The 22,225-nt window shown below is 35.0% G+C and carries 25 protein-coding genes; 17 read left to right on the forward strand and 8 right to left on the reverse strand.

The genetic code is table 11. The annotated features are described in order from the left end of the window. Window positions 1-19: 19 nt before the first annotated feature. Entirely contained in the window at window positions 20-238 is a 219-nt protein-coding gene (locus CHRYMOREF3P_RS20170) for a hypothetical protein (protein WP_077415531.1), read from the reverse strand. A 465-nt stretch (window positions 239-703) separates the two neighbouring features. Between CHRYMOREF3P_RS20170 and CHRYMOREF3P_RS20175 the strand changes: the two genes are divergently transcribed. After that, on the forward strand, window positions 704-1,801 hold the full coding sequence (locus CHRYMOREF3P_RS20175; protein WP_077415529.1) for a calcium:proton antiporter: 1,098 nt from the start codon (window positions 704-706) through the stop codon (window positions 1,799-1,801). Window positions 1,802-1,823: 22 nt separating this feature from the next. On the opposite strand, the gene CHRYMOREF3P_RS20180 is transcribed toward CHRYMOREF3P_RS20175, so the two are convergent. Genes CHRYMOREF3P_RS20180 through CHRYMOREF3P_RS24295 form a run of 3 tightly spaced genes read right to left on the reverse strand, consistent with a single transcriptional unit; the run spans window position 1,824 to window position 5,297 of the window. Next, window positions 1,824-4,091, reverse strand: a complete 2,268-nt coding sequence (locus CHRYMOREF3P_RS20180; protein WP_410500280.1) for a glycosyltransferase — start codon at window positions 4,089-4,091, stop codon at window positions 1,824-1,826. Between the two features lie 45 nt (window positions 4,092-4,136). Continuing rightward, window positions 4,137-5,165, reverse strand: coding sequence for a pesticidal protein Cry7Aa (locus CHRYMOREF3P_RS20185; protein WP_077415526.1), 1,029 nt, complete (start codon window positions 5,163-5,165; stop codon window positions 4,137-4,139). Further along, window positions 5,166-5,297: a hypothetical protein gene (locus tag CHRYMOREF3P_RS24295; RefSeq protein WP_257468955.1), complete on the reverse strand. Its 132-nt coding sequence runs from the start codon at window positions 5,295-5,297 to the stop codon at window positions 5,166-5,168. Between the two features lie 164 nt (window positions 5,298-5,461). On the opposite strand from CHRYMOREF3P_RS24295, the gene CHRYMOREF3P_RS20190 reads away from it, so the two are divergent. The 12 genes from CHRYMOREF3P_RS20190 (at window position 5,462) to CHRYMOREF3P_RS20240 (ending at window position 16,370) form a co-directional block, all read left to right on the forward strand. Beyond that, the gene (locus CHRYMOREF3P_RS20190; RefSeq protein WP_198424141.1) at window positions 5,462-6,022 is read left to right on the forward strand and encodes a helix-turn-helix domain-containing protein; all 561 of its coding nucleotides are present in this window, start codon (window positions 5,462-5,464) and stop codon (window positions 6,020-6,022) included. A gap of 507 nt (window positions 6,023-6,529) precedes the next feature. Continuing rightward, a complete protein-coding gene (locus CHRYMOREF3P_RS20195) occupies window positions 6,530-6,799 on the forward strand; it encodes a heme oxygenase (RefSeq protein ID WP_180565349.1) in 270 nt (89 codons plus the stop codon). Window positions 6,800-6,971: 172 nt separating this feature from the next. Then, window positions 6,972-7,127, forward strand: coding sequence for a hypothetical protein (locus CHRYMOREF3P_RS20200; protein ID WP_175627218.1), 156 nt, complete (start codon window positions 6,972-6,974; stop codon window positions 7,125-7,127). Window positions 7,128-8,006: 879 nt separating this feature from the next. Beyond that, a complete protein-coding gene (locus tag CHRYMOREF3P_RS20205) occupies window positions 8,007-9,014 on the forward strand; it encodes a sensor histidine kinase (RefSeq protein ID WP_232539070.1) in 1,008 nt (335 codons plus the stop codon). Continuing rightward, window positions 9,011-9,766, forward strand: a complete 756-nt coding sequence (locus tag CHRYMOREF3P_RS20210; protein ID WP_180565351.1) for a LytR/AlgR family response regulator transcription factor — start codon at window positions 9,011-9,013, stop codon at window positions 9,764-9,766. The genes CHRYMOREF3P_RS20205 and CHRYMOREF3P_RS20210 overlap by 4 nt, the downstream gene beginning before the upstream one ends. Before the next feature lie 459 nt (window positions 9,767-10,225). Then, window positions 10,226-11,146: a DUF6268 family outer membrane beta-barrel protein gene (locus CHRYMOREF3P_RS20215; protein ID WP_180565352.1), complete on the forward strand. Its 921-nt coding sequence runs from the start codon at window positions 10,226-10,228 to the stop codon at window positions 11,144-11,146. A 3-nt stretch (window positions 11,147-11,149) separates the two neighbouring features. Continuing rightward, window positions 11,150-12,025, forward strand: coding sequence for a lysophospholipid acyltransferase family protein (locus CHRYMOREF3P_RS20220; protein WP_180565353.1), 876 nt, complete (start codon window positions 11,150-11,152; stop codon window positions 12,023-12,025). A gap of 277 nt (window positions 12,026-12,302) precedes the next feature. Beyond that, the gene (locus tag CHRYMOREF3P_RS20225; RefSeq protein ID WP_180565354.1) at window positions 12,303-13,139 is read left to right on the forward strand and encodes a helix-turn-helix domain-containing protein; all 837 of its coding nucleotides are present in this window, start codon (window positions 12,303-12,305) and stop codon (window positions 13,137-13,139) included. A 159-nt stretch (window positions 13,140-13,298) separates the two neighbouring features. Further along, window positions 13,299-13,748: a hypothetical protein gene (locus tag CHRYMOREF3P_RS24090; protein ID WP_198424142.1), complete on the forward strand. Its 450-nt coding sequence runs from the start codon at window positions 13,299-13,301 to the stop codon at window positions 13,746-13,748. A gap of 286 nt (window positions 13,749-14,034) precedes the next feature. Continuing rightward, complete coding sequence (locus CHRYMOREF3P_RS24095) at window positions 14,035-14,325, forward strand: FAD-dependent monooxygenase (RefSeq protein WP_198424143.1); 291 nt, start codon at window positions 14,035-14,037, stop codon at window positions 14,323-14,325. 254 nt (window positions 14,326-14,579) lie between these two features. Then, window positions 14,580-15,431 (forward strand): SDR family oxidoreductase, encoded by an 852-nt coding sequence (locus CHRYMOREF3P_RS20235; protein WP_180565355.1) that lies wholly within the window; start codon window positions 14,580-14,582, stop codon window positions 15,429-15,431. 12 nt (window positions 15,432-15,443) lie between these two features. Continuing rightward, a complete protein-coding gene (locus tag CHRYMOREF3P_RS20240) occupies window positions 15,444-16,370 on the forward strand; it encodes a helix-turn-helix domain-containing protein (RefSeq protein ID WP_180565356.1) in 927 nt (308 codons plus the stop codon). A gap of 126 nt (window positions 16,371-16,496) precedes the next feature. On the opposite strand, the gene CHRYMOREF3P_RS24425 is transcribed toward CHRYMOREF3P_RS20240, so the two are convergent. Both CHRYMOREF3P_RS24425 and CHRYMOREF3P_RS20250 read right to left on the reverse strand, forming a co-directional pair. Beyond that, window positions 16,497-16,748 (reverse strand): DUF2798 domain-containing protein, encoded by a 252-nt coding sequence (locus CHRYMOREF3P_RS24425; RefSeq protein ID WP_410500281.1) that lies wholly within the window; start codon window positions 16,746-16,748, stop codon window positions 16,497-16,499. After that, a complete protein-coding gene (locus tag CHRYMOREF3P_RS20250) occupies window positions 16,729-17,496 on the reverse strand; it encodes a nuclear transport factor 2 family protein (protein ID WP_180565358.1) in 768 nt (255 codons plus the stop codon). The genes CHRYMOREF3P_RS24425 and CHRYMOREF3P_RS20250 overlap by 20 nt, the downstream gene beginning before the upstream one ends. A gap of 151 nt (window positions 17,497-17,647) precedes the next feature. Here CHRYMOREF3P_RS20250 and CHRYMOREF3P_RS20255 point away from each other — a divergent pair, with 151 nt between their 5' ends. Further along, window positions 17,648-18,025: a winged helix-turn-helix transcriptional regulator gene (locus CHRYMOREF3P_RS20255; RefSeq protein WP_180565359.1), complete on the forward strand. Its 378-nt coding sequence runs from the start codon at window positions 17,648-17,650 to the stop codon at window positions 18,023-18,025. Window positions 18,026-18,136: 111 nt separating this feature from the next. Next, the gene (locus CHRYMOREF3P_RS20260; protein ID WP_232539072.1) at window positions 18,137-18,676 is read left to right on the forward strand and encodes a Crp/Fnr family transcriptional regulator; all 540 of its coding nucleotides are present in this window, start codon (window positions 18,137-18,139) and stop codon (window positions 18,674-18,676) included. Window positions 18,677-18,910: 234 nt separating this feature from the next. Here the strand turns inward: CHRYMOREF3P_RS20260 and CHRYMOREF3P_RS20265 are convergent, their stop codons facing one another. Beyond that, the gene (locus tag CHRYMOREF3P_RS20265) at window positions 18,911-19,831 is read right to left on the reverse strand and encodes a helix-turn-helix domain-containing protein (RefSeq protein ID WP_180565361.1); all 921 of its coding nucleotides are present in this window, start codon (window positions 19,829-19,831) and stop codon (window positions 18,911-18,913) included. Window positions 19,832-19,851: 20 nt separating this feature from the next. Continuing rightward, entirely contained in the window at window positions 19,852-20,616 is a 765-nt protein-coding gene (locus CHRYMOREF3P_RS20270; protein ID WP_180565362.1) for an SDR family NAD(P)-dependent oxidoreductase, read from the reverse strand. A 280-nt stretch (window positions 20,617-20,896) separates the two neighbouring features. On the opposite strand from CHRYMOREF3P_RS20270, the gene CHRYMOREF3P_RS20275 reads away from it, so the two are divergent. Both CHRYMOREF3P_RS20275 and CHRYMOREF3P_RS20280 read left to right on the forward strand, forming a co-directional pair. Then, window positions 20,897-21,487, forward strand: coding sequence for an NAD(P)H-dependent oxidoreductase (locus CHRYMOREF3P_RS20275; RefSeq protein ID WP_180565363.1), 591 nt, complete (start codon window positions 20,897-20,899; stop codon window positions 21,485-21,487). A 456-nt stretch (window positions 21,488-21,943) separates the two neighbouring features. Next, the gene (locus CHRYMOREF3P_RS20280; protein WP_180565364.1) at window positions 21,944-22,201 is read left to right on the forward strand and encodes a hypothetical protein; all 258 of its coding nucleotides are present in this window, start codon (window positions 21,944-21,946) and stop codon (window positions 22,199-22,201) included. Window positions 22,202-22,225 lie beyond the last annotated feature (24 nt).

The following is a 22,225-nucleotide window of genomic DNA, read 5'->3' on the forward strand; positions in this document are numbered from 1 at the left end:
AGCTGTCCTTGAAAACAATTTATGAAAGATTGATTTCTTTGATAATATTGAGAACTTCTTCACGGTTTTTTCTTAATCTGTTTCCGATTCTTTCCAGCATTTCCTTTTCTTTACCTTCTTCAAATTTCAGATCGTGATCCGTTAATGTTGAGAATTTTTCTTTCAATTGTTTTGACTGTTCAATCCAGTCTCCAGGAGTTTTGAAAAATTTGTCGCCTTTGTTGTGGTTTGTGTCCATAAGGTGGATTTTAGTGTAACTTCATTGCTACAGTACAAAGTTGGGTATTTAATAATCTATTGTATTACAGATTGTTTCTTTTATGTTGCAGATATCACACTTTTACGAAATTTCGGATTGTTTTGAGCATCTGAAATCCGGTCGTTTATAAGCTGTAAAAAGTTGGTGACTCTGATGAAGTGACGAACATTATTGAGCCTTAGGAAATGATTACAAACTTAAAATATTACTATATAATTTCAAATAAGTGATTGATTATTCGTACCTTGCTGAATAACTACATTGAACTGATGATCTAGACTCTTAGTTCCGGCATATTCTCTTCTTTTCATCATTTAATATTTCCGGTATATCGTCATCTCTAGTCTGCTTCAAATCATTAATAAAACTGTTTTGAAAAGGAAAATATAAATCTATTGAATTTTTCCAAAAGACCATTCAACTGTAAAAAATATTAGTGTTTTTATGAATATTAAAAAATATTTATGGATGTGGACTTTTTTAGTTCCTATCTTGGCGTGGCTTTCGTATGTTGGAAATTCTGTTTTTTCTTCAGGGTATTATTCTGTGATTCTTACTTTATTTCTGATAGGAAGCGTTTTGGCTGCAGTGTATCATTCCGAAGTTATTGCCCATCGTTTGGGGGAGCCATTCGGAACTTTACTTCTGGCATTTGCCATCACGGTCATAGAAGTAGGACTTATTATTTCTATCATGATGGGAGCAAAAGGTTTAGAAACCATTACCCTTGCCAGAGATACGGTTTTTGCAGCAGTGATGATAATCCTTACCGGAATTATTGGGAGCTGTATTGTCATAGGTTCATTAAGATACAGAGAACAGAGCTTTACATTGCAGGGGGTAAGTACGGCACTCATTACGCTTACCTCCGTGATTATTTTTGTGCTTATTCTGCCTAATTATACGATAAGTCATCTCGGAGGCGAATATACATCCTTTCAATTGCTTTTTATTGCCTTGATTTCTTTAGGGCTTTATCTCGGATTTACTATGATCCAGACGTTTAGACACCGAAGCTTTTTTATTTCTCCGCAAAATAAACTATCCAAAAATGAGCCTGTACAAAGTAGTCATGAAATGATTTCCCGAAAACAATTGTATATCAGTTGTATATTATTGATCTTATCCCTGGGAATAGTCGTTTTTCTGGCAAAGCTTCTTTCAAAGGATGTTGAGCATATAGTTGTTTCAGTGGGTGCTCCAAGATCTCTTGTAGGTATCATTATTGCTGGTATTGTTCTCCTTCCTGAAGGTCTGGCTGCGTTTAGGGCTGCAAAAAGTGATGAAATTCAAACTTCATTAAATCTGGCTTTTGGTTCTGCTTTAGCAAGTATAGGGCTGAGTATTCCTGCCATTGCCATTATATCTGTAATGACTGGTATACGAATGACATTGGGAATAGATATCAAATCAACAATACTTTTAGGGCTGTCGCTTTTTATTATTACTGTTTCACTGGCAACGGGCAGAACCAATATTATGCAGGGAATTGTACTGATTGCTATCTTTTTGATTTACCTTTTTATTACTATAGTTCCATAAAGCACCGAGTAATTAAGGGTTGTTATTTTGGAAAACAGAGTCTTGCCATTAGATAGCTTACTGTTGATTCCGCTCCCTGATTGAGATTAACGTTTTTCTCTTCAAGGCCGTCATAACATCCACCTGTTGCAGGGTTATAAATAATCTGATGTAAGTGATTTTTTCCTAAAAACCAACTAAAAGCATTCCTCATCATCTGCAGGTATTTTTCATCCTTAAAAACCTTATAGAATGTAGATAAGGCCAGTATGGTATAAGCAACATCAATAGGCTGTTCACCACCAATTGATTCATGGCTTTTAACCGTTTCTTTCTGAAGCCATCCTTTGTTGGATATTACTTTGATGCCTCCTTTAATAAATATTTTCGAAAGCAAAAATTTGAATGATTCATTAGCAACTTGCTTATACATTTCGTCTTTGGTCGTAATCCATGCATACAATAAAGCCTCAGGGAGAACACTGTTTCCATAGGTAAGATAGCTTTCAAACCAATGCCAGTCTCTGTGTTTTTCATGCTGATACATTTTTACCAGTCGATTGGCCAGTTTTTTCAATAATGGAATATTGTTTTCAGAGTTTTGATAATGCAATCCTTTTATGATAAAAGCCATTGCTCGGGTAGAATGGATGTTCTCAATAGGTGAAAGACTTTTTTCAATGATAGACTCTGCTTCATCTGAAAACTGTTGCGGTAAGATTGTTTTTATTGAAAGAAGATACCCTAGTGCCCAGATAGCTCTTCCATTGGAATCTTCAAGATTGGTCTCATAATTCTGCTGTATAAATTCCTTATGTTGGTTTATATAATTGAGGAAGCTTCCATCCGGCTGCTGGCAAAACTTAATAAGCCTTAGATAAGTTAAGATTAAATCAAGGTCAGATTCATCTCTGCTCAGTTCATAATGTCTGCAGGCTACAATCATAGCACGGGCATTATCGTCCAAAGTATACCCGGAATTGATATCAGGTTTGTTGATTTTAGAAAACTGGATCATTCCAAAATCTGTTGTCATATTTTTGATATGGCTAAGATTGATGATGGGGAATGTATAATGTAATATCATGTTGTCTTTGCTGTATTGTTGAAATAATAGGGCGTGTGAAATAGATGAATTCTCCCAGGCTGTGGGAGCCATTTTTTCCAAACTATTTGAACGTAATTTTTCCTGTGTGTTTTCATTTTTCAGTAATGTATTCACAGCAGTAGCGAGTTGTTTCGGAGTTTCAAAATCAATAATAATTCCCAGATCTTCATTTAATACTTCTAGGGCATGTGGAATAGGAGTAGAAACAATAGGACATCCACAACTAATAGCATAGGAAAAGGTGCCACTCACCGCCTGGTGTCTGTCTTTTGAAGTGAAAAGATAGATATTGGTAAGCTGAAGATATTCTAACAACTCATCTAAAGGCAGATATTGATTGATAAAGTAAGTATGCTTTTCCAAATGGAGTCTTTTAATTGTGTCCTGCAAAAAATCACGGTATTTTTCACCTTCATACTTAATGACACCAGGGTGCGTTTTTCCAATAATCAAAAATATTACATCCGGATTTTGAGCAATGATTTCAGGTAGAGCTTCTAAAGTGGTTTCAATATTTTTACCAGAACCTAATAAGCCAAATGTTGAAAGTACCTTTTTATCTTTAAATCCGTATTTCGTTTTCAGTGAAATTTTATCGATAAATGGTAACAGGTGAGTACCATGGGGGATTACTTTAATTTTATTAGATGGAATATCATAATCAGTAGAAAGGATGTCCGCAGAAATACCTGTCATCACAATAATAGATTTGCAGAAACTGCTGATTTCTTTTACTTTTTCTTTTAACTCCCAGTCCGGTTTTGGCAAAACGGTGTGAAAAGTAATGATGACGTCTTTCTCTAAGTTTTGAAGAAAAAGCAGCAATCCGTTTTTGGCCTCAGTGAAAAATCCAAACTCATGCTGAAGCATAACCAGTTGAATCCTTTCATTTTTGTTGATTTTATCAGCCAGCTCCAAATAAGAAATAGCATCGGATGTATTTAAGCGATATTCAGGATTTTCTTCATATAGATGATGCTCCTCTTCAGTTTCCATTGGACAGATGATTATGTTAAATGATTCATTGAACTTGATCTGAAGAGATTTTACTAAATCCTGACAATAAGTTGCAATACCACACACCTTTGGAGGAAAAGTACTTATAAAGATAATTTCTGGTTTATGATTAATTGTGTTTTTTCTATTTTGGACAGATCGTCTTTTTGTCTTTTCCTCCACGTCTGATTTTATATTTTTATTCATGTTGATATCTATTTTAAAGTATGATATTCTCTATAGAATAGTCAGTTATGATGTATACTGTAGTAATTCCTTCAGTAATTCCGGGATATTTAAAGAAGCAACAGCAATTCTTTTATCTGCAGCTCCGTAGTAAATATGGAGTGTATCTCCTTCTGCAATGGCTCCGGTAGGGAAACAGACATTGTTCACTTCTCCCTTCTGTTCCCATTCTTCTTCGGGTTTGAAAAGAGGGTAAGGAAGCCTTGAAATTTCTTTTTCGGGAGTATTAAGATCCAGTAAAGCAGCACATGCACTGTAAACATATCCTTCAATAGTATCATGTACGCCATGGTATATCAAAAGCCACCCATGCTCGGTTTCTATAGGGGGACATCCTCCGCCAATGTAGCTTACTTCATGCTCATACAGGGGAGATAATATAATATGATCTTTAAAGTGAAGGAAATAATCTTTCCAGAAATCAGGATTCAGATCTTCAATGTTTTTTATACCTACAATTTGAATATCGGGTCTTATGCGATGAAGAAAATAAAGCTTACCGTTAATCCTTCTTGGGAAAAATATCACATTTTTATCCCACAGGAAGACATCTTTATCCTTTGTAAGAGTAGGGGGGAGTTTGTTGAAACGTCTGTACTTTTCTGCTATTTCACCTTGGGATTCTGATAAAAATCTAAACTTGTTGTATGGAATTTTGGGAACAATTATGCCCTTTTTTTGCCATGACGTAAGATCCTCCGATACAGCAAGTGTTCCCAGTGCATTAATCCCGTCATAACTGGTATAGGTAAGATAAAACAAATGATCGATTTTTACGATTCTTGGATCTTCAACACCATGTTTTTCGTATTCAAACTCGGGGATGATAACCGGCTTGCTCAACCGGGTTTCTATTGTCTTATAATCTGATAGTATACAGTATCCGATACTGGAGAAATTATTCTTTGCAAGAGCCCTGTAAAATAAATGTATTTTTCCGTTATCCTTAACAACCGCGGGGTTTAAAACACCTTCACTCTCAAAGTCTAAAGTCGTTTTTCTGAGTATAATTCCGTCTTTTTTCAGGGATACCATTTAGTTGCCGGTATTTTGGGCTTCGTTTTCCCTGTCTCTTCGTTTATTCATTTTTTCCTCCCGTTTCTCTTTTGCGGATTTTGCGGGTGGAGTTTTATCTGACTTCTTTTTTCCGTCTTTTTCTTTTGACATTGTGAAATATTTTTTGTTACCTGTAAATTTCAATCATTAAAAAAGGAAAGCTTTGCAATTGTCTTTCAATTTGTTGTATAAATCATAGATATTTCCGATTTAATAGAGTAACTTTGAGTAAATGTCTGTTAATGAAATGATTGGCAGTATAAATAGTAAGGGGGATGAAGTTGTATATAAAATATATGGTAAGTTTGCGCTGCAAAATGGTTGTTCATCAGGAATTGGAAAGGCTGGGCATTAAAAATGCTATTGTAGATTTGGGAACTGTAGAATTATTGGATGATATCAGCGTTGAACTAAGACAAATTCTAAAAGAAAACTTACTTAAAACAGGGCTTGAGATATTAGATGACAAAAAAAGCATCCTGATAGAGAAAATAAAAAATGTAGTCATAGAAATGATTCATTATTCAGATGCACTCCCAAAAGAAAACTTCTCAGATTATATAAGTGAAAAATTAGGATATGATTATACCTACCTTGCGAACACCTTTTCTGAAGTGAAAGGAATGACCCTGCAACATTTTATCATTATTAATAAAGTAGAAAAGGTGAAAGAATTATTGTTGTATGATGAACTCAATCTTACAGAAATCTCCTATAAACTCAATTACAGTAGTGTGGCCCATCTTTCTAACCAGTTTAAAAAGATTACAGGTCTTTCCCCTTCATTTTATAAACAGTTGAAACAAAGACGTCTTGGAAACCTGGAAGACTTATAAAAGGTGTGATATATGTAAGATTATCCCGGATATATACAGTATAATATATTCTTAAACAGTCATCTTTGTATCATAATAATCAGGAATTTATCAGATCCATTAAAGTTTATATCATCATAAATAGTACAATTTTTGACAGGAAAATATAGTGCGCAGTTGGAAATATTCATTATGCAAAATGCTGTTCTCCGATATTTGATAACATCGCAGTAGTAAATAAAGACTAGGAAAAGCGAATTATACACCATGATAAAATTAATAGGCTTAAGGATTCTCAATTTTAATAATGAGCATATTAAAATCCCGATAAAACAGTAGATCTGTTTTCAGAAGGTTTTAATTAATTAAGGATAGGAACCTATGGTTTCTGTCCTTTTTAACCATATTGATGTACAATAAATTTCATCAACTGAATCCACAAAAAGAAATCTGTTTGAACATTAATGAGTAAACAGCGTTTTTATATATAAACAGACTTTTCTTATTATTACCCTAATGCCAGAAATAATGAAAACAATACATCTTTTTCAGTTTAAGAATTCCATTTCCCGAAAGCTTCCTTTTTTTAAGGAAGAATGTAGATTAGATAATTTAAATGATTTAATGGTCTATGACCTAATGAACACCGAAAAAGTGACCGAGTTCATTATTGAGGTTCATGATGATTTTATTTTTGAAGATATGACCAAAGGAGATCTTTTGTCAATGTGCGGAAATGCAAAGGAAATGATTGAGCATTATTTTGTAACAACAATGAATGATTATGACGTTATCTGAACATTAGCTTCAGTAGTGTAAAAAGCTTTTTAGATTAACATTAAACATTAGATGCCATGAATTTTCAGCAAAGTTTACTTGATTACATCACTCATTACAATGAATGAAACAGTATCTATAGCAGAAGCGTAATTTCGGGATTGTGTGTAGTAGATGTGAGAAAAAAGTTGATATGTCTAAATTGATTGATCAGCCGATGGAGAGCATTGGAAATATTGCCAAACTCTATACAGAAGAAAATAGTATAACAAAAAGGAAAATAATGGATTCGACTTTTCCTGAAAAATTTGAATTTGGCGGAGATATTAGTCAAATAATTAGAGGTTAATATTTTATTATCATATATCTTGCAGATAAACAGTAATTTAGAAGCATGAAAAAACCGGAGAAAAAGTGAATTATCACCTTTCTCCGGTCTTGTACCCATAACTGAAGAAATATCGAAACATTTGGTGGAAGATTTAGAAAGAATTTTAGAAATTAATAATCCTGTCAAGTGACCTTGATGGGATTATCTTCAAACACTTTTATAGATGATTTGGTTCGATTGAGCCAAATTAAACAAGAATTACAAAGCTATTTTTTTTGTAGGCTAAACTTTTTTCAATATAATTTTAAGCATTTAAAACAATTGAAGCTGTCATAATTTGGCTTTAGTTTATTTTACTTTCGCAAGAATATTTTACGACGAATATGATAAAATATTTAATTTGTAAATAGATAATAAGACTAATTTATGTAAAAATATAATTGGGTACATTAGAATATATTTTCGCCTTTTTTTATAATTTTTTTGAATTATCTGGAAATCACTGAATCAGTAAATGTATCCGATTTGTATTGAAATGTATTCTTAAATTAGCTAATAAAGAATCTATTTTTGAGTAGGCACAATTTTAACTTACAATGACAAACAAAATATTTAATATCAAAGAGTTTGCATCCTATTTTAATGTTACAAGATCTGAGAATGAGGATCTCCTTATTATCAATTATAAACATGAGAATAACCTAAGACTAAAATCTGATTCTGTTACCATTGATTTTTATTTGCTCGCTATAAAACCTCCGTTGGAAAAGAACTTTAAGAAAAAAAACATGATCTGTTAAATTCATCTTCCAAATAATGAAGTTCATCAGAAAAAAGGAGAACTTTTCGGTAAATCTTACATGGAAACTTTACTTTTGAATAATGGTTCAGAAAAAAATGAATATAAAAATACTGCTTATCTTTTTCTTTTCGTCTCTGGTCTATGCTTTGTGCCAAATGTTTTTTAGCATTATTGTGATGAAAGAAGATTTATGGAGAAACTTTCACATACAGCTTTCAGCACATTATGTCGTTATCATTGCCATGTGTATGGCAGATTACGGACTGCTGTTGTTATTGAATAAGCATCTGCCGTACTCCAAAAATATCTTTTTTCGTATTATGGCCGATATTGTAGGTATCACAGCTATATGCCTGATCTTATTATTGATATTTAATTTTTTGATATATCATGTGTTCCTTGTTCCTGAGCAGGGGTTACCACCTTTTATTGTCAAATTCGCATTTGCAATGACGACTAATGTTCCTATTCTACTTGTGTTTGAGCTGATCCATTATTTCCAGTCCGAACAAAAAGCGATAGCTGATTCCGAAAAAGCCAAACGTGAGGTTCTATTATTTCAGCACGAGACATTGCGGTCACAGATTAACCCACATTTCCTGTTTAATTCACTGAATGTACTTTCCTCACTAATCTACATTAATCAGGAAAATGCCAATAAATTTACAAAAGCCCTATCGAAGACCTATCGCTATGTGCTTTCCCTTACCCAGCAGCCAATGGTTTCTGTTGCAGATGAACTGGATGCTCTGGATTCATATATTTTCCTGATGCGGACGAGATTTGAAAACTCTTTTACTTTCTTAGTGGATAAAATGGCTAACTGCGAACAGAACAAGATCATTCCCCTTACCCTGCAATTACTTATAGAGAATGCATTCAAGCACAACATCGCTACCGAAGAATCATTATTGAATATAAAAATCACTATTGATAATGCTTATATCACGGTCGAAAACAACATCCATCCATCAAGAAGTGTAGATAATGGTGGAATCGGTTTGAAATATATTGCCAAACAATATAAAGTATATGCTAAAGAGGTCATAGTAGTGCATACAGACCATCTTTTTATTGTTAAAATCCCTTATATCCAACCATGAAGCACTTGATTGTAGAAGACGAGCGTTTCGCGTATGAAGAACTGAAACGCATGATGACTAAATTGCGCCCGGGCTATCAGCTGGAGAAGCAAACCAAAACGGTCATCGATACCATAGAATTCTTGAAAGAATCCGCTGTTGACCTGATTCTCATGGATATTCGTCTTGCGGATGGTAATTGTTTCGAGATATTTAATCATGTAGAGGTTATCACGCCCGTTATATTTACAACTGCTTACGATGAACATGCCATCAAAGCCTTTAAGCTGAACAGCATCGATTACCTGTTAAAACCATTTAATGAGAGCGAATTAGAGGTAGCATTGACCAAGTTTGAGCACATATTCCATAGCTGTACTTATAGAAGTACTCCAAAGAATTTTGAGCAGATACTATCGCTCAAGACCAAAAATCGTTTCCTGATATCCAAAGGCGAAAACTATCACTATATAGAGACAAAGGAAATTGCCTACTTTTATAGCGAAGATGGAGTAGTTTTCCTCCATACATTCAGCGATAGGCGGTTTATCGTTAATTATACCTTAGACCAATTGGAACAACAACTTGATAGTCGTTTGTTTTTCCGTGTGTCACGTAACTGCATTGGAAATGTAAAAGCAATTATAAATGTTGCCAAGTACTTTAACAGTCGTTTGAAACTTTTTTTTCTCCCCGAATGTCCACATGAAGTTTTGGTAAGCCGTGTACGTGTTCCTGATTTCCTGAAATGGATGGACGGAGTTGTGGAATAGTTTGTCCGGAAAAATCCTATCTATTGAACACTATATTTCATTTCTAAAACCTGTCATGAACCGTTCTGACTATGGTATTATTGGATACTATTTTGATAAAAACAGGCAAATAAATTCAAGTTGTCTATTTTGACTTGTAAACCTGGATAATTCCAAGGGGGGTCGATGAAAAGCCATGGTGTATCTATCGGGACAGCATATAAATTCTAAAAATTGCCAAGCCGTTAAAACAGATTGCGTACGGAAATTCAGGCTCATGCTAAAAGTCAGATGCCTGAATTTCCGTACGCAATGACTTCTTCACTTTTTATTAGCTTATTACATGACCTGCCGCATTTGGTAATTCATTCCATCCCATTTAATCTAATTTCCATCCGGTCGATTCTGAAGTTCAAAGTTTATGGGTTTCTACTTCGTTTAAATCGCTATTATTTTGTCCAATAAACAATTCAAAATCATATGAAATTTAAATCATTCATATTACCAACGTTGGTAACATTGGTATATCTGCAGGGAAAAGCACAAGAAGTTTCTTTTAAGACGGAATACCTTGGAAAATCAGGATATTACTACCTACCCCCGGGTGAGAAACCAAGAGAAAAAATTGGTGATGGCAAAGGCTCCGCGATGGTTTATCAGGCAGGGGTCAACATACCCTTGTCCACGAAACTAAATGAAAACAATCGCCCGACTGCCTGGGGCATTGGTCTTGGCGGAGCATACGTTTCGTTGAAAAACAAAAATTTTGCAGATGACATGGTTTCGGAAATTATGAATTTACAATTGGGCATCTACCATTTACGTCCCCTGAACGACAGATGGTCTATGCGGGCAAATGTTGGTATTGGGATATTTGCTCCTAATACTGATCTTGGAAAAATCAGTATTAGAAATGTACTGGTAAGCGGAGGAGTTGTTTTTATCCGCCATCTGAACCTTAATTTGGATATCGGTGGAGGTGTAGCCATAAATAGCTCTTTAGGTTATCCGATGATATTTCCCGCTGTTTATGTCAAATGGAAAACCAACGGGAAATTTGACGTAAATGTTGAATTGGTCGATGGCCTGGATGTATCCGCAGGTTATGAATTCGATGACAAGTTTAAGCTTTCCTATGCCCTTGAGATGAACGGGCAGGTAGCTTTGTTGAAGAAAGATGGCAAGGATGTGATATTCTCCCACCAGTATATCGTTACCGGTTTCAGGCCTGAAATAAAACTTGGTGAAAAGGGATTATCGGTGACGGGTATGGCAGGGCTAAACCTGTACCGCCCTGCATCCTATAACGACCGGACTTTGAAAGGGATGTTTACGGGTAATAATGATTATTATTTTTCTATTTCCTCCTATGCGTCAGTTGGTTTAAAAATGAAGTTTTAGTCCATGAAAATGAGACAAACCTTACAAACTGTTGCCTATAGAAGCGTTTATATTGTTGCCTATGCTCTGAGCCTGCTACCGATGGCATTCCTATATGCAATGGCTTCTTTTGCTTTTTTCTTGGTTTATTATATGATTGGGTACAGGAAAGGGGTAGTTATTCAAAACATCGCACGTTCCTTTCCTGATAAGCGTTATGGAGAAATCCATGCTATTGTAAAAAAGTTCTATACCTGTTTTGTAAACTATTTTGCCGAAATCATTAAAAATATTTCCGTTTCGGAAAAAATACTTGATAAAAGAATCAAATTTGAGAATTTGGAACTCATAGACGCGCATATAAATGCTGGGCGGAATGTCATTGCGTGCCTTGGACATTGTGGTAATTGGGAAATGCTCAATTTTATGCCTTATAAAATGCAGCATGATATATATGCTATATATAAACCCCTAAGGTCTGGCGTAATGAATAGGCTCATGATTAAACTCCGTTCACGTTTTAACATGAAATTGATTCCTGATAATGCAGTATTATGCCATGTGCTAACTAAAAAGCTAAATCCAGCAGTTTATCTTTTTCTTTCCGATCAATGTCCACGCATACAGGATGAAAAATACAGGTTTACTTTTTTGAACCAAGAAACTTACTTATTTTCAGGGATGGAAAAATTAGCTCGAAAAGGTCGAACAGCAGTTGTCTATCTGCACATCACACAGCTTTCAAAAGGAAGTTACAAGATCGTCTGTGTTCCAATGTGTTCTAAAGCAGAGTCAGTGAACGAAGGGGAAATAGCCAAGAAATACATTCACTTGCTAACAGAAAATATCAGGCAAGAACCATATGGCTGGCTATGGACTCATAAACGGTGGAAAAGATAAAATAATGGTTTACATCGGCTCAATCCTGTTTATAAAGTATTCCTATTTATTGGCGGTATAATTTTTCATTGCTAAATTTTTTGTTAAAATATGGAAGATACCGCAAGATTACTACACGAGCACGTCCACACCAACCTGTTTAATTTTTGTATTTTTACTAGCGAGAAACGTCAGAACAAATGACGAAACCGCAATAGCAACATCTATCCATATTCAGCAGTTGATAAAATAGAACTAAGAAGTGCTTAAAAACAATAAGAACATCCCTGTAAATTCAATGGCAGAAAATTTCAGCCAAGGCATTTCTATTGATCGGCTCCATCTTAAAAAGTCTGATTTTAAAACGATTCAGCTAAGGGAGGAAGCAACGCAATCACATCGGGACGAAGGGCATACTTTTCATATACTTGAAAACGGAAACGTTGTTATTGAAATAGATTTTCTAAAATATAAAATCATGGCACCGGCTGTTGTTTATATGCATCCAAACCAAGTGCATCGTATTTTGGATTTTACCAATATGACTGTCTGCTCTTTGTCAATCAAAAACGAAAATCTAAATCAAGAGTATCTTAAATTTTTAGAAGAAATTGCACCATCAACGCCTTTAACATTAACGAACGATATTTCTACAATTATCTTTGAAACATTTTCTCTTTGTTTGAAATTTTCAACTCAAAAAAGCAATAGACTGTACCATTTACTTTTAAAGGACAGTTGTAATACATTGGTTGGGTTATTTATTTCTGCATTTTTAAATCAAAATATGCGTTTAAACAGTCTCTCAAGGTTTGAGATAATTGCAAAATCTTTCAATCAATTATTAGAAAAAAATTACTGTGTTCTCAAACGGTCAGCAGCGTATGCTAAACAATTAAATATTTCTACCCATTATTTGAATGAAAGTATAAAAAACATCACCGGCTTATCCGTTTCACAATGCATTCGCGAGAGAATCATTTTAGAAGCCAAGCGCTTGCTCTATCATTCTGATAAATCAGTAAAAGAAATTGCTTTTGAACTGGGTTATGATGATTATCCATATTTTTCAAGGCTTTTTACCAAGACTGTCGGGATGTCAGCTTTGGCTTTTCGAAACAAAAGGCACGATTAATCCAATACTTGCTACGATTAGTTATTTCCCACTATTATTATCTTCACGAATTTTACTCCATAAATTTTAAAGGAGTAAAAAACATGGAACAGAATAAAAAAATGCTTGTAGCGGGTGCAAGTTTTGCAGGGCTTACAACAGCTTATTGGATGAATAAAAATGGGCTATAAAGTAACAGTTGTTGAAATTGGAAACCATCTTAAAATAGGTGGCACACCAGCTGACATAAAAGGTAACACGGTTGACATTGTAAAGCGTATGGGGCTTTTTGAACAAATAAAAGCCAATAGAATCGGTCCCGAAAAATGGGAATTTAAGAATTCTGGCGATGTTAACGGATATTCTGTTTTACTGGGTGAACTAACTGAAAATGAGTTTGAAATAGAAAGAGACTTGCTGCTCAATATGCTCTTTGACCTCATCAAAAATGATGTGGAATTTGTCTTCAATAACAGCATTGATGCACTAAATGAAACAAAAGACAACATAGAAGTTAGCTTTAAAGACGGTTCACGGCAGGTCTATGATTTAGTGTTGGATGTGACGGCATACACTCGGGTGTCAGAAAAATCTGGTTTGGGGACGAAACGAAATATGCTCATTTTTTAGGCCAGTACTTTGCCATTGCGATTGCAAATAAACTGTTAGTTGAAAAAGGCACTTATCAGATGTTTGCCGAGCCCAATAAAGGTGTTGCATTGTATGCTTATAATCATAAAACAGATATCATTTTTACTTTCAGGCCGGAAGCAGAAATTTCTTATGATTTCCGCAATCAGGAGCAACATAAAAAAATAATTTTAGAACAATTCGAAAATGTTGGTTGGCGAACCAAAGAATTATTAAAAGAGCTCATAAATTCTAAATCATTCTCGACAAGTTTTGCCAGATAAAAATGCCATCCTGGACAAAAGGCAGAGTTGCATTGGTAGGCGATGCCGGTTACTGCGCTTCACCGGCAGCAGGTATGGGTGGTTCATTAGCGATAATAGGTGCAACGGCGCTTGCAGATTCTTTTGAAAAACATAAGGGAAATCATGCATCGGCTTTTGAAGCATATAATAAAGACCTGCGGCCTTTCATAAATGAAGTACAAACAAATGCAATAGATACATTAGATAAATTGCTGCCCGGAACCGAAGAAGAAGTAAGATTGAGAAACCAAAATGGTTTTGGCCATTTTTAATGTCAGCTATGACCTTTTTAGAAAATGTACAGACAGAACTGTAAAAGTAGGATTAGAATCTCTTGTTCCAAGAACTGAAGAAGCTGTTCGTAAAAGAAACGCAACAGGCTTTTAGAATTACATATTTCAAAAAGCAAGTTAATGCTAATTATTCTGCTTTCAGAGACTGTTCATTTTGACTTCAAGAACAGTCGTTCTGGCTACATCTGTTTTTTCTAAGCGTTGCATCTTTGTATCAACAAAAAAAAGAAAATATGAATATCGTTATTACAGGCTCATTGGGCAACATCAGTAAACCACTTGTAACAGCATTGATTACAAAAGGGCATTCGGTAACCGTTATCAGTAGCAATCCCGAAAAACAAAAAGAAATTGAGGCAATTGGAGCAAAAGCGGCAATTGGTTCAATAGAGGATATTAATTTTCTAACAGCAACATTTGCAGGGGCAAACGCCGTATATTGCATGATACCTTTCAATTTTATGGAAGAAGACCAAACGGCTTATTTTAAAAAAATTGAAACCAATTATGTGCAGGCAATCAAGCATAACGAAATTAAGAAAGTTGTATTTTTAACTGGTTGGGCAGCTAACGAGGAAGATTCTCCTCTACTTAATCAGCTCACAGACAGAATAGTTATCGAATTGCGTCCCGGTTCTTTTTACACCAATTTTTACAATGATATTAAAACGATCAAAGAATACGGTGTGCTAATGGCAGGTTATGGCGATAATGATAAGATCGCTTTTGTTTCGCCAAATGATATTGCAGATGCGGTTTTTGAAGAACTGACTACGCCGTTTCAGGGAAAAACAGTCCGTTATGTGGCAAGCGAGGAGTTGACTTGTAATGAAGCAGCTAAAATTTTAGGCGAAGCCATTGGCAAGCCTGATCTGAAATGGGTAGCGTTACCGGAAGAGCAATTACTAAACGGCTTACTTCAATCAGGATTTCCACAACAGCTCGCAGATGATTTCGTAAGAATGCAGATGGAGACACACAGTGGAAAAACATTTGAAAATTATCTCAAAAACAGACCTGTCCTAGGTAAAACAAAATTGAAGGAATTTGCAAAGGAATTTGCAAAAGCATACCATCAACAATAATTATCTTTGTATATGGCACATACAAAACCGCAGAGAATAAAATCAATCAGTGAGTTTCATCGGGTAAGGGGTTTGCCTAAGCCAACACATCCCTTGATTAGCGTAGTTACAACGGACGATTTCACCAAATTGCCAGACGAAATCGCTATGAATGCCGTATTTGATTTTTATTTTATAGCGTTAAAACGTATGAAAGGTGTAAAATATAAATACGGACAACTGCATTACGATTTTGAAGATGACGGCATATTGTTCTTTATGTCGCCCAATCAGGTGCTCGAACTAGAAATTGTTGAGGAAGAGAATCCCGAAAAACAATCGGGTTGGATGCTGCTTATTCATCCGGATTTTATTTGGAATACACCACTTGCAAAAACAATTAAGCAATATGATTTTTTTGATTATTCGGTAAATGAAGCGTTGCTATTGTCAGAAAGAGAAGAAATAACACTAAACAGTATCATACAAACTATCAGGCAAGAGTATCATTCCAATATTGATAAGTTCAGCAAACAGATCATTATTTCGCACATTGAAACATTGCTCAGTTATTCGGAACGATTTTACAGCCGCCAGTTCATCACAAGGGAAAAAGCCAATCATCAAATTTTGGAACGTTTGGAAAAACTATTGACAGATTACTTTAACAGTGACGATTTGGCAATAAGGGGTCTACCATCTGTTCAATATGTTTCGGAAGCGCTGAATGTTTCGCCGAGTTACTTAGGCAGTTTACTGCGAGAGATATCCGGTCAAAACACACAGCAGCACATTCACGACAAATTGATAGAAAAAGCCAAGGAGAAATTATCTACTACAAACCTTTCAGTAAGCGAAATTGCCTACAAGTTGGGATTTGAACATTCACAATCGTTCAGTAAACTTTTTAAGGCAAAAACTAATGCTTCGCCTTTGGAATTTAGGCAATCGTTTAACTGAAAAGTGAGCTGGCAAAACTCTTCTAACATCCCAAAAAATCATTGATGTTCTGTTTTGGATTATTGGTAACTTAAAAAACAGAATAGAGTGTTCCCAAAAAGATATAAATTTAGGAACACTCTATTTTTATAGATGTACTTTTCTATCTAAAATTTTGCTCGTAATTTTATTAGCAAATGGCAATAGGAGCAGTACACAAGTGTAAACGATAGGCAATGAAAAAAACCAAGATTTAAAAAGATCACCGATCCAATTTTCAGATAAAATCTCTGCAGTAAAACTTGGTAAAACTGACATTACAAAAGTGGTGGGCAGAACTACAAAAAAGGTGCTAATTATTCTGTATCGTCTATCTTTATTAGAATTTCCCATTATCATTTTTTCGTTTTCCAGGTTCAGGTATCGTTTCAACAACGTCCCAATGTTCTACAATTTTATCTTCTTCAATTCTATAGAGATCATAGAAAGCAACGTGTTCTCCTTTAAAAGTACCTTCACTTAATACCAGTACAAAATTTCCCTCTCCAAGCACTTTATGTATTTTGTTATAGATTTGAGGTTGTCCTTCCTTTTTCCACTGTTCCATAGTATTTAAAAACTCTTGCACACCGTCGCCCATGTGTGGATTATGTTGTATTAATTCGTCTCCACCGAAATAATTTGACACCAACTCGATTTGCCCATTAATAAGAATGTTTTGAACAAAGTCTTTAGCAAGTGCTTTGTTAGCCTCCGTTTTATGATGATCTTTTGCCTTGGTCTTTCCGTCGGTCATTGTCCTGCCGCTTTTATTCAGTTTTTTTGGATTCGTTTGAAGATTATCCCAATGTTCAACACTTATTCCGTTTTCAAACCTGTGTATATCAAAAGCGACGGTTGGTTCGAAAAGGAAATAGTCTACGTGAACAAATCCATAATCTGCATCTTGAAACTTACGGACGACATTGGTGTAAACTTTATCTATCGGCATTTGATCATGCAAGCCTAAGATTGCTTGTAAGCCCGTTGCTACATTTGGATTATGTTGTTTATAGGAAGTAGGACTGATCAAGCCTATTTCTGCCAAAGTTTCAGTTTCAATGCTATTTTGTATAGTTTCAGCCTTGTCTCTAATTGATAATTCCATTTTTTTAATTTTAATGATTAATTATGAGCAAATGTACTGACCTTACATATGTGAAAAAATAAGTGAAAAAATAATGCTATAGGGATAATATTATCACTATGGTACTGAAAACGAAATATGTCGTAAATTTATTCTCTAAAAAAGAACAGCAATGTACGAAAAAAAAATACCGAAAGATTTTAGTTGTGGCATCAGTATTACTTTTGAGATTATAGGAGGTAAATGGAAACCCTGCTTAATTGATTCAATCAACCTAGGAATACGAAGACCGAGTGATTTAGCAAAGAAACATCCACTTGCGAGCAAAAGAGTTTTGAACTTACAACTAAAAGAATTGGAGGCGTATGGCGTTGTTAGAAAAGTTATTTATCCGGTAGTTCCGCCTAAGGTTGAATATTTTTTAACCGAAGTAGGTGAATCTCTTTTACCCCTTGTTGATATGATGGAAAATTGGGGAAGTGATTTTATGAATGATTTTTACCAGAGACAAGAAAATATACATTCTGAAACTATTCTTATAGGAACATGATTTGTGGACTTGGATTAAGCCTGTAAAAATAGACGAATACTTATAATTCAAGCTGAGTTAAGACATTTGTAAGAATTTCGAAATGTTGAAATGTTATTAAAACTAAATATAGTGAACAAAGCAAAAAAAAATACCGAAAAGTGGAGTATGCTTAGTCATCTTTTTAAACAAATAGAGATTCCTGCTAAAACTATTCTTCTTGAAGAAGGTGAAATTTCCAAAAAAATGTTTTTTGTAGAAAAAGGTTGTTTACGAACCTGGATTAATGATAATGGGAAAGATATCACAACCCAGTTTTTCTTTGAAGGTAGTGGCGTATCGTCTATTGAAAGTTTTATGACAAACAAACCTAGTCTATATAGTATAGAAACAATTGAGCCCTGTGTTCTGCAAACTGTTACTAAGAAAGAATTTCAAGAAGCATTAATGAGTTTTCCGGATATTAAAGATAATATAGTTGAACATTTATTTCAACGGCTTCTACAAAGTCAAAATCTTTTCTTTTCCTATTTAAAAAATTCACCTCAAAAACGTTATGAAGAACTTATGAAGCAACATCCATATATTATTCAACGTATTCCGCAGCATTATATCGCATCCTATTTAGGTATAACTTCTGTTTCACTAAGCAGGATACGCAACAGATTATAAATGTAAAATTCTCTCGTATGTTGAAGAATTAGAGTCGCAATTTCAGTAACAATCTATTTTCTATAGCAAGGGAGTTTTTCATTTGGTGGATTAAACCGATAGTTGAAAACTAAGGTAATAGGTCCTTAAATGGTCTGTAACCAAAATGAAAGTGAATAGTATTCGTTGCTATGAGACGATTCAAATGAGCACATGTGCAACTTTTAAATAAATGGAACAATCTTGAAAAACCATCTATGTACGCCGCTGATATAAACTCCTGAATTCAAGCGGCGTCTGGTGTGTAACCTTTTTGAATAGCTTGCTCAATGATTGTGGTTGTTCAAATCCTAAGTTATAGGCGATCTCGCTTACGGTAAGTGTGGTAGTAGAGAGTTTGAGTTTGGCCACCTCTATAATTTTGAGCTGGATATGTTGGCTGGCATTGCTGCCTGTAGTGTTTTTTAGCACGCTACTCAGATAATCGGGGGTTTTGTTCAATTTTTCGCTAAAATACTGCACTGTTGGAAGTACTCGCTCCCTATCGTTTGTTTCGTTAAAATATTGCTCCAGTAATTCTTCAAATCTGATGAGTAATTCGTGATTACTACGCTCTCGCGTAATGAACTGCCTTTTGTAATAGCGATCTGCATAATTTAATAAGAGTTCGATCTGGGAGATGATGATCCTTTTGCTGAAATCATCCATATTCTTGCTGTATTCTTCGAGGATGCTGTCTAATAGGATGCTCATACTGTGCTCCTCTCTTTCGGAAAGAAAAAGCGCCTCATTAATGGCATATCCGAAATATTCATATCCCTTTATTGTTTTAGCCAGCGTGGTATTCCATAAAAAATCGGGATGAATAAGCAGTATCCATCCCGATGGTTTCTGTTTGGGTAATTTGTCGTTGAATGTGATATTCAGGATCTGTCCCGGTGCAAAAAATGACATCAGGCCTTCATCGAAGTCATAAGGCAACTGCCCATAATTAAACTTTCCCAGTACATTGTTCTTTAATGCAATGGAGTAGAATGATTGTGACCAGCACTTAACTGTTACCCCATTATACATTTCCGCATAATCCACCAAGCTGATCAATGGATGTAAAGGCTTAGGTAAATTATACAGACGATGAAATTCACTAATGGTTTGGACTTGAATGATTTCCTGCATGGGACAAATTTACCAAATAATTACAAGTTACTTCCACCTGATACTTCGATTCGTTGAGCATTGATCCAATAGGCTTCTTCAGTACAGAGAAAAGCAACTACAGCACCGATATCTTCAGGCAAACCAACTCGTCCAAGGGCTGTTTCAGCAGCCAGTGCAGCATTCATGTCTTTGTTGTCCCTCACGGCACCTCCTAAAATATCAGTCTCGATAGCGCCCGGAGCCACTGAATTTACACGTATTTTTCGTGATCCCAATTCTTTAGCCTGATATCTACTAAGTACTTCAAGTCCGCCTTTCATGGAGGCATATGCCGCAAACCCCGGTGTGGTAAAACGCGTCAGTCCAGTTGAAATGTTCACGATTCCACCTCCGTCGTTCATCATATGCAAAGCATGTTGGGAGATAAAGAAGGGTGCCATCAGATGAATATGTATCATCTCCTTAAACTGATCGATGGTGAAATCTTCAAAAGTTGAAAAAGCAATAGCTCCTGCATTATTGACCAGGTAGTCCAATTGGGAGTTTTCGAAATTGACATTTAACAATGGTAACAACTTCTCCGAAAAAAAAGGAGCATAAGCTTCATAGGCAGCAACGTCCAATTGTAAAGCTGCTGCCTTATTACCATATGATTTTATTTGTTCCACAACCTCATTGGCTGCTCTTTCATTAGATAGGTAGGTGATGATGACATCTAAGCCCTTTTTTGCTAGATTAAGTGCTATATCCCGACCAATTCCACGGCTTCCGCCAGTTACTAAGGCAATTTTGTTTTTGTTCATTATAATTTTTAATTTGATTACCCTGCAAAGGTCTTTAGAACCGATGGCAATCAAAGTATCCCGATCCGGTGCAATTGTGGCTAAATCCCCAATTCAATCAGGAAGCACCATTAAATAGAAGATTTCGCGATGAAAGCGTTTTCACTTCTGATAATATGGTTTTAAACTCCCGGATTATTTTTTTGTATTTGTTACTTACGGTTCGTATTTTTTAACAATTGTTATCGTTCAGCCATCAGCTACTTCTCAACTTTGGAGCAGGTAATAAAACAAAATAAAAATGAAAGTAGTAATAGTATTTAATCATCCTTACGAGGGAAGTTTTGGAAACGCAATTTTAAATTCCGTTACCAAGGGGCTTAAAGACGCAAATCATGAAATTGACCTGATGCATCTTGATAATGATAGATTTAATCCTGTAATGTCAAAAGCAGATTTAAAAGCATTTGTGGATCACAAACCTGTGGATCCACAGGTAATAGACTATAACGAACGTCTGGAAAAAGCAGACCACCTGATTTTTATTTTTCCTATCTGGTGGGATTTGATGCCCGCAATGACAAAAGGATTTGTTGATAGGGTTCTTACTCCGGGAGTTGTGTATGATCACCATCCAAGGGGATTTGGTTTAGTACCCCTTTTAAAAAACTTAAAAGGGGTGACAGTCATCACAACCATGAATAAACCCAAAATAATGTATTCCCTGCTTATTGGCAACTTAATAAAGAGAGCAATGATAAAAAGTGTATTCAAGACTATGGGTTACAAAAATCTTAAATGGATCAGCTATAACATGGTAAAATCAGTCAGTCAGGAAAAAAGGGTGAAATGGTTAACTGGTATTGAAGCCAGATTTTTAAAGATTCAATAAGAGTAATGACATATCTAAATATTCAAAACAGAACTATATTAAAATATTGACATCGATTAAATAGAATACTTACCTGAAAATTCCTTTAAATTCAGTTTTTGGCTAACCAATATATTTTAGCACAACAAAGTATATTGGTTGCTGATAATATTACAAGGCATTAGCAGTGACACTGAAAAATCGGAAGCATTGACCACTTAATTTCGAATTGAATTGATCATTAGACTTGAATATCAAAAATGTGTGAAAAGTCTCAATATGACTCTGAATATTATAATGTTCATTTTAAACCCAGACGGAAGCGTCAGCGCAATCTGCAAGGATCAATTTTAAGTTTGTACGATCAAAGCTCCCGTAAGCGAATATTTAAACAGGATCAATTATGAAAATACTTGGAATAGAAAGGAATGGAAAGATACTCCATATTCTGCTATTGAGGAAAAACTAATCTGGGTAGTGGCATATCTGGAACTTTTTGTAAAATATTCTACAGAATATCATTTAGAACTTGAAAAAATTTGGCGCAAACAAGCTGTCATTAGGCAAAAAGAAGAGGAAGAAAGAAAAGAGGTTGAAAAATTAATTGTAGATGCCGATAACTTTGATAAATTACAAAAGATTGTGCATTATTTAAATGAAAGAAAAAAGTATTTGCTGGAAAATAATTTGTTTACGAAATTGCGCGTACATGTTTTCCATGCGCACACTTGTTGATATATTTTACATCCGATTGTTGAG

This window comes from Chryseobacterium sp. JV274 (genome assembly GCF_903969135.1).
Taxonomy (GTDB): Bacteria; Bacteroidota; Bacteroidia; order Flavobacteriales; family Weeksellaceae; genus Chryseobacterium.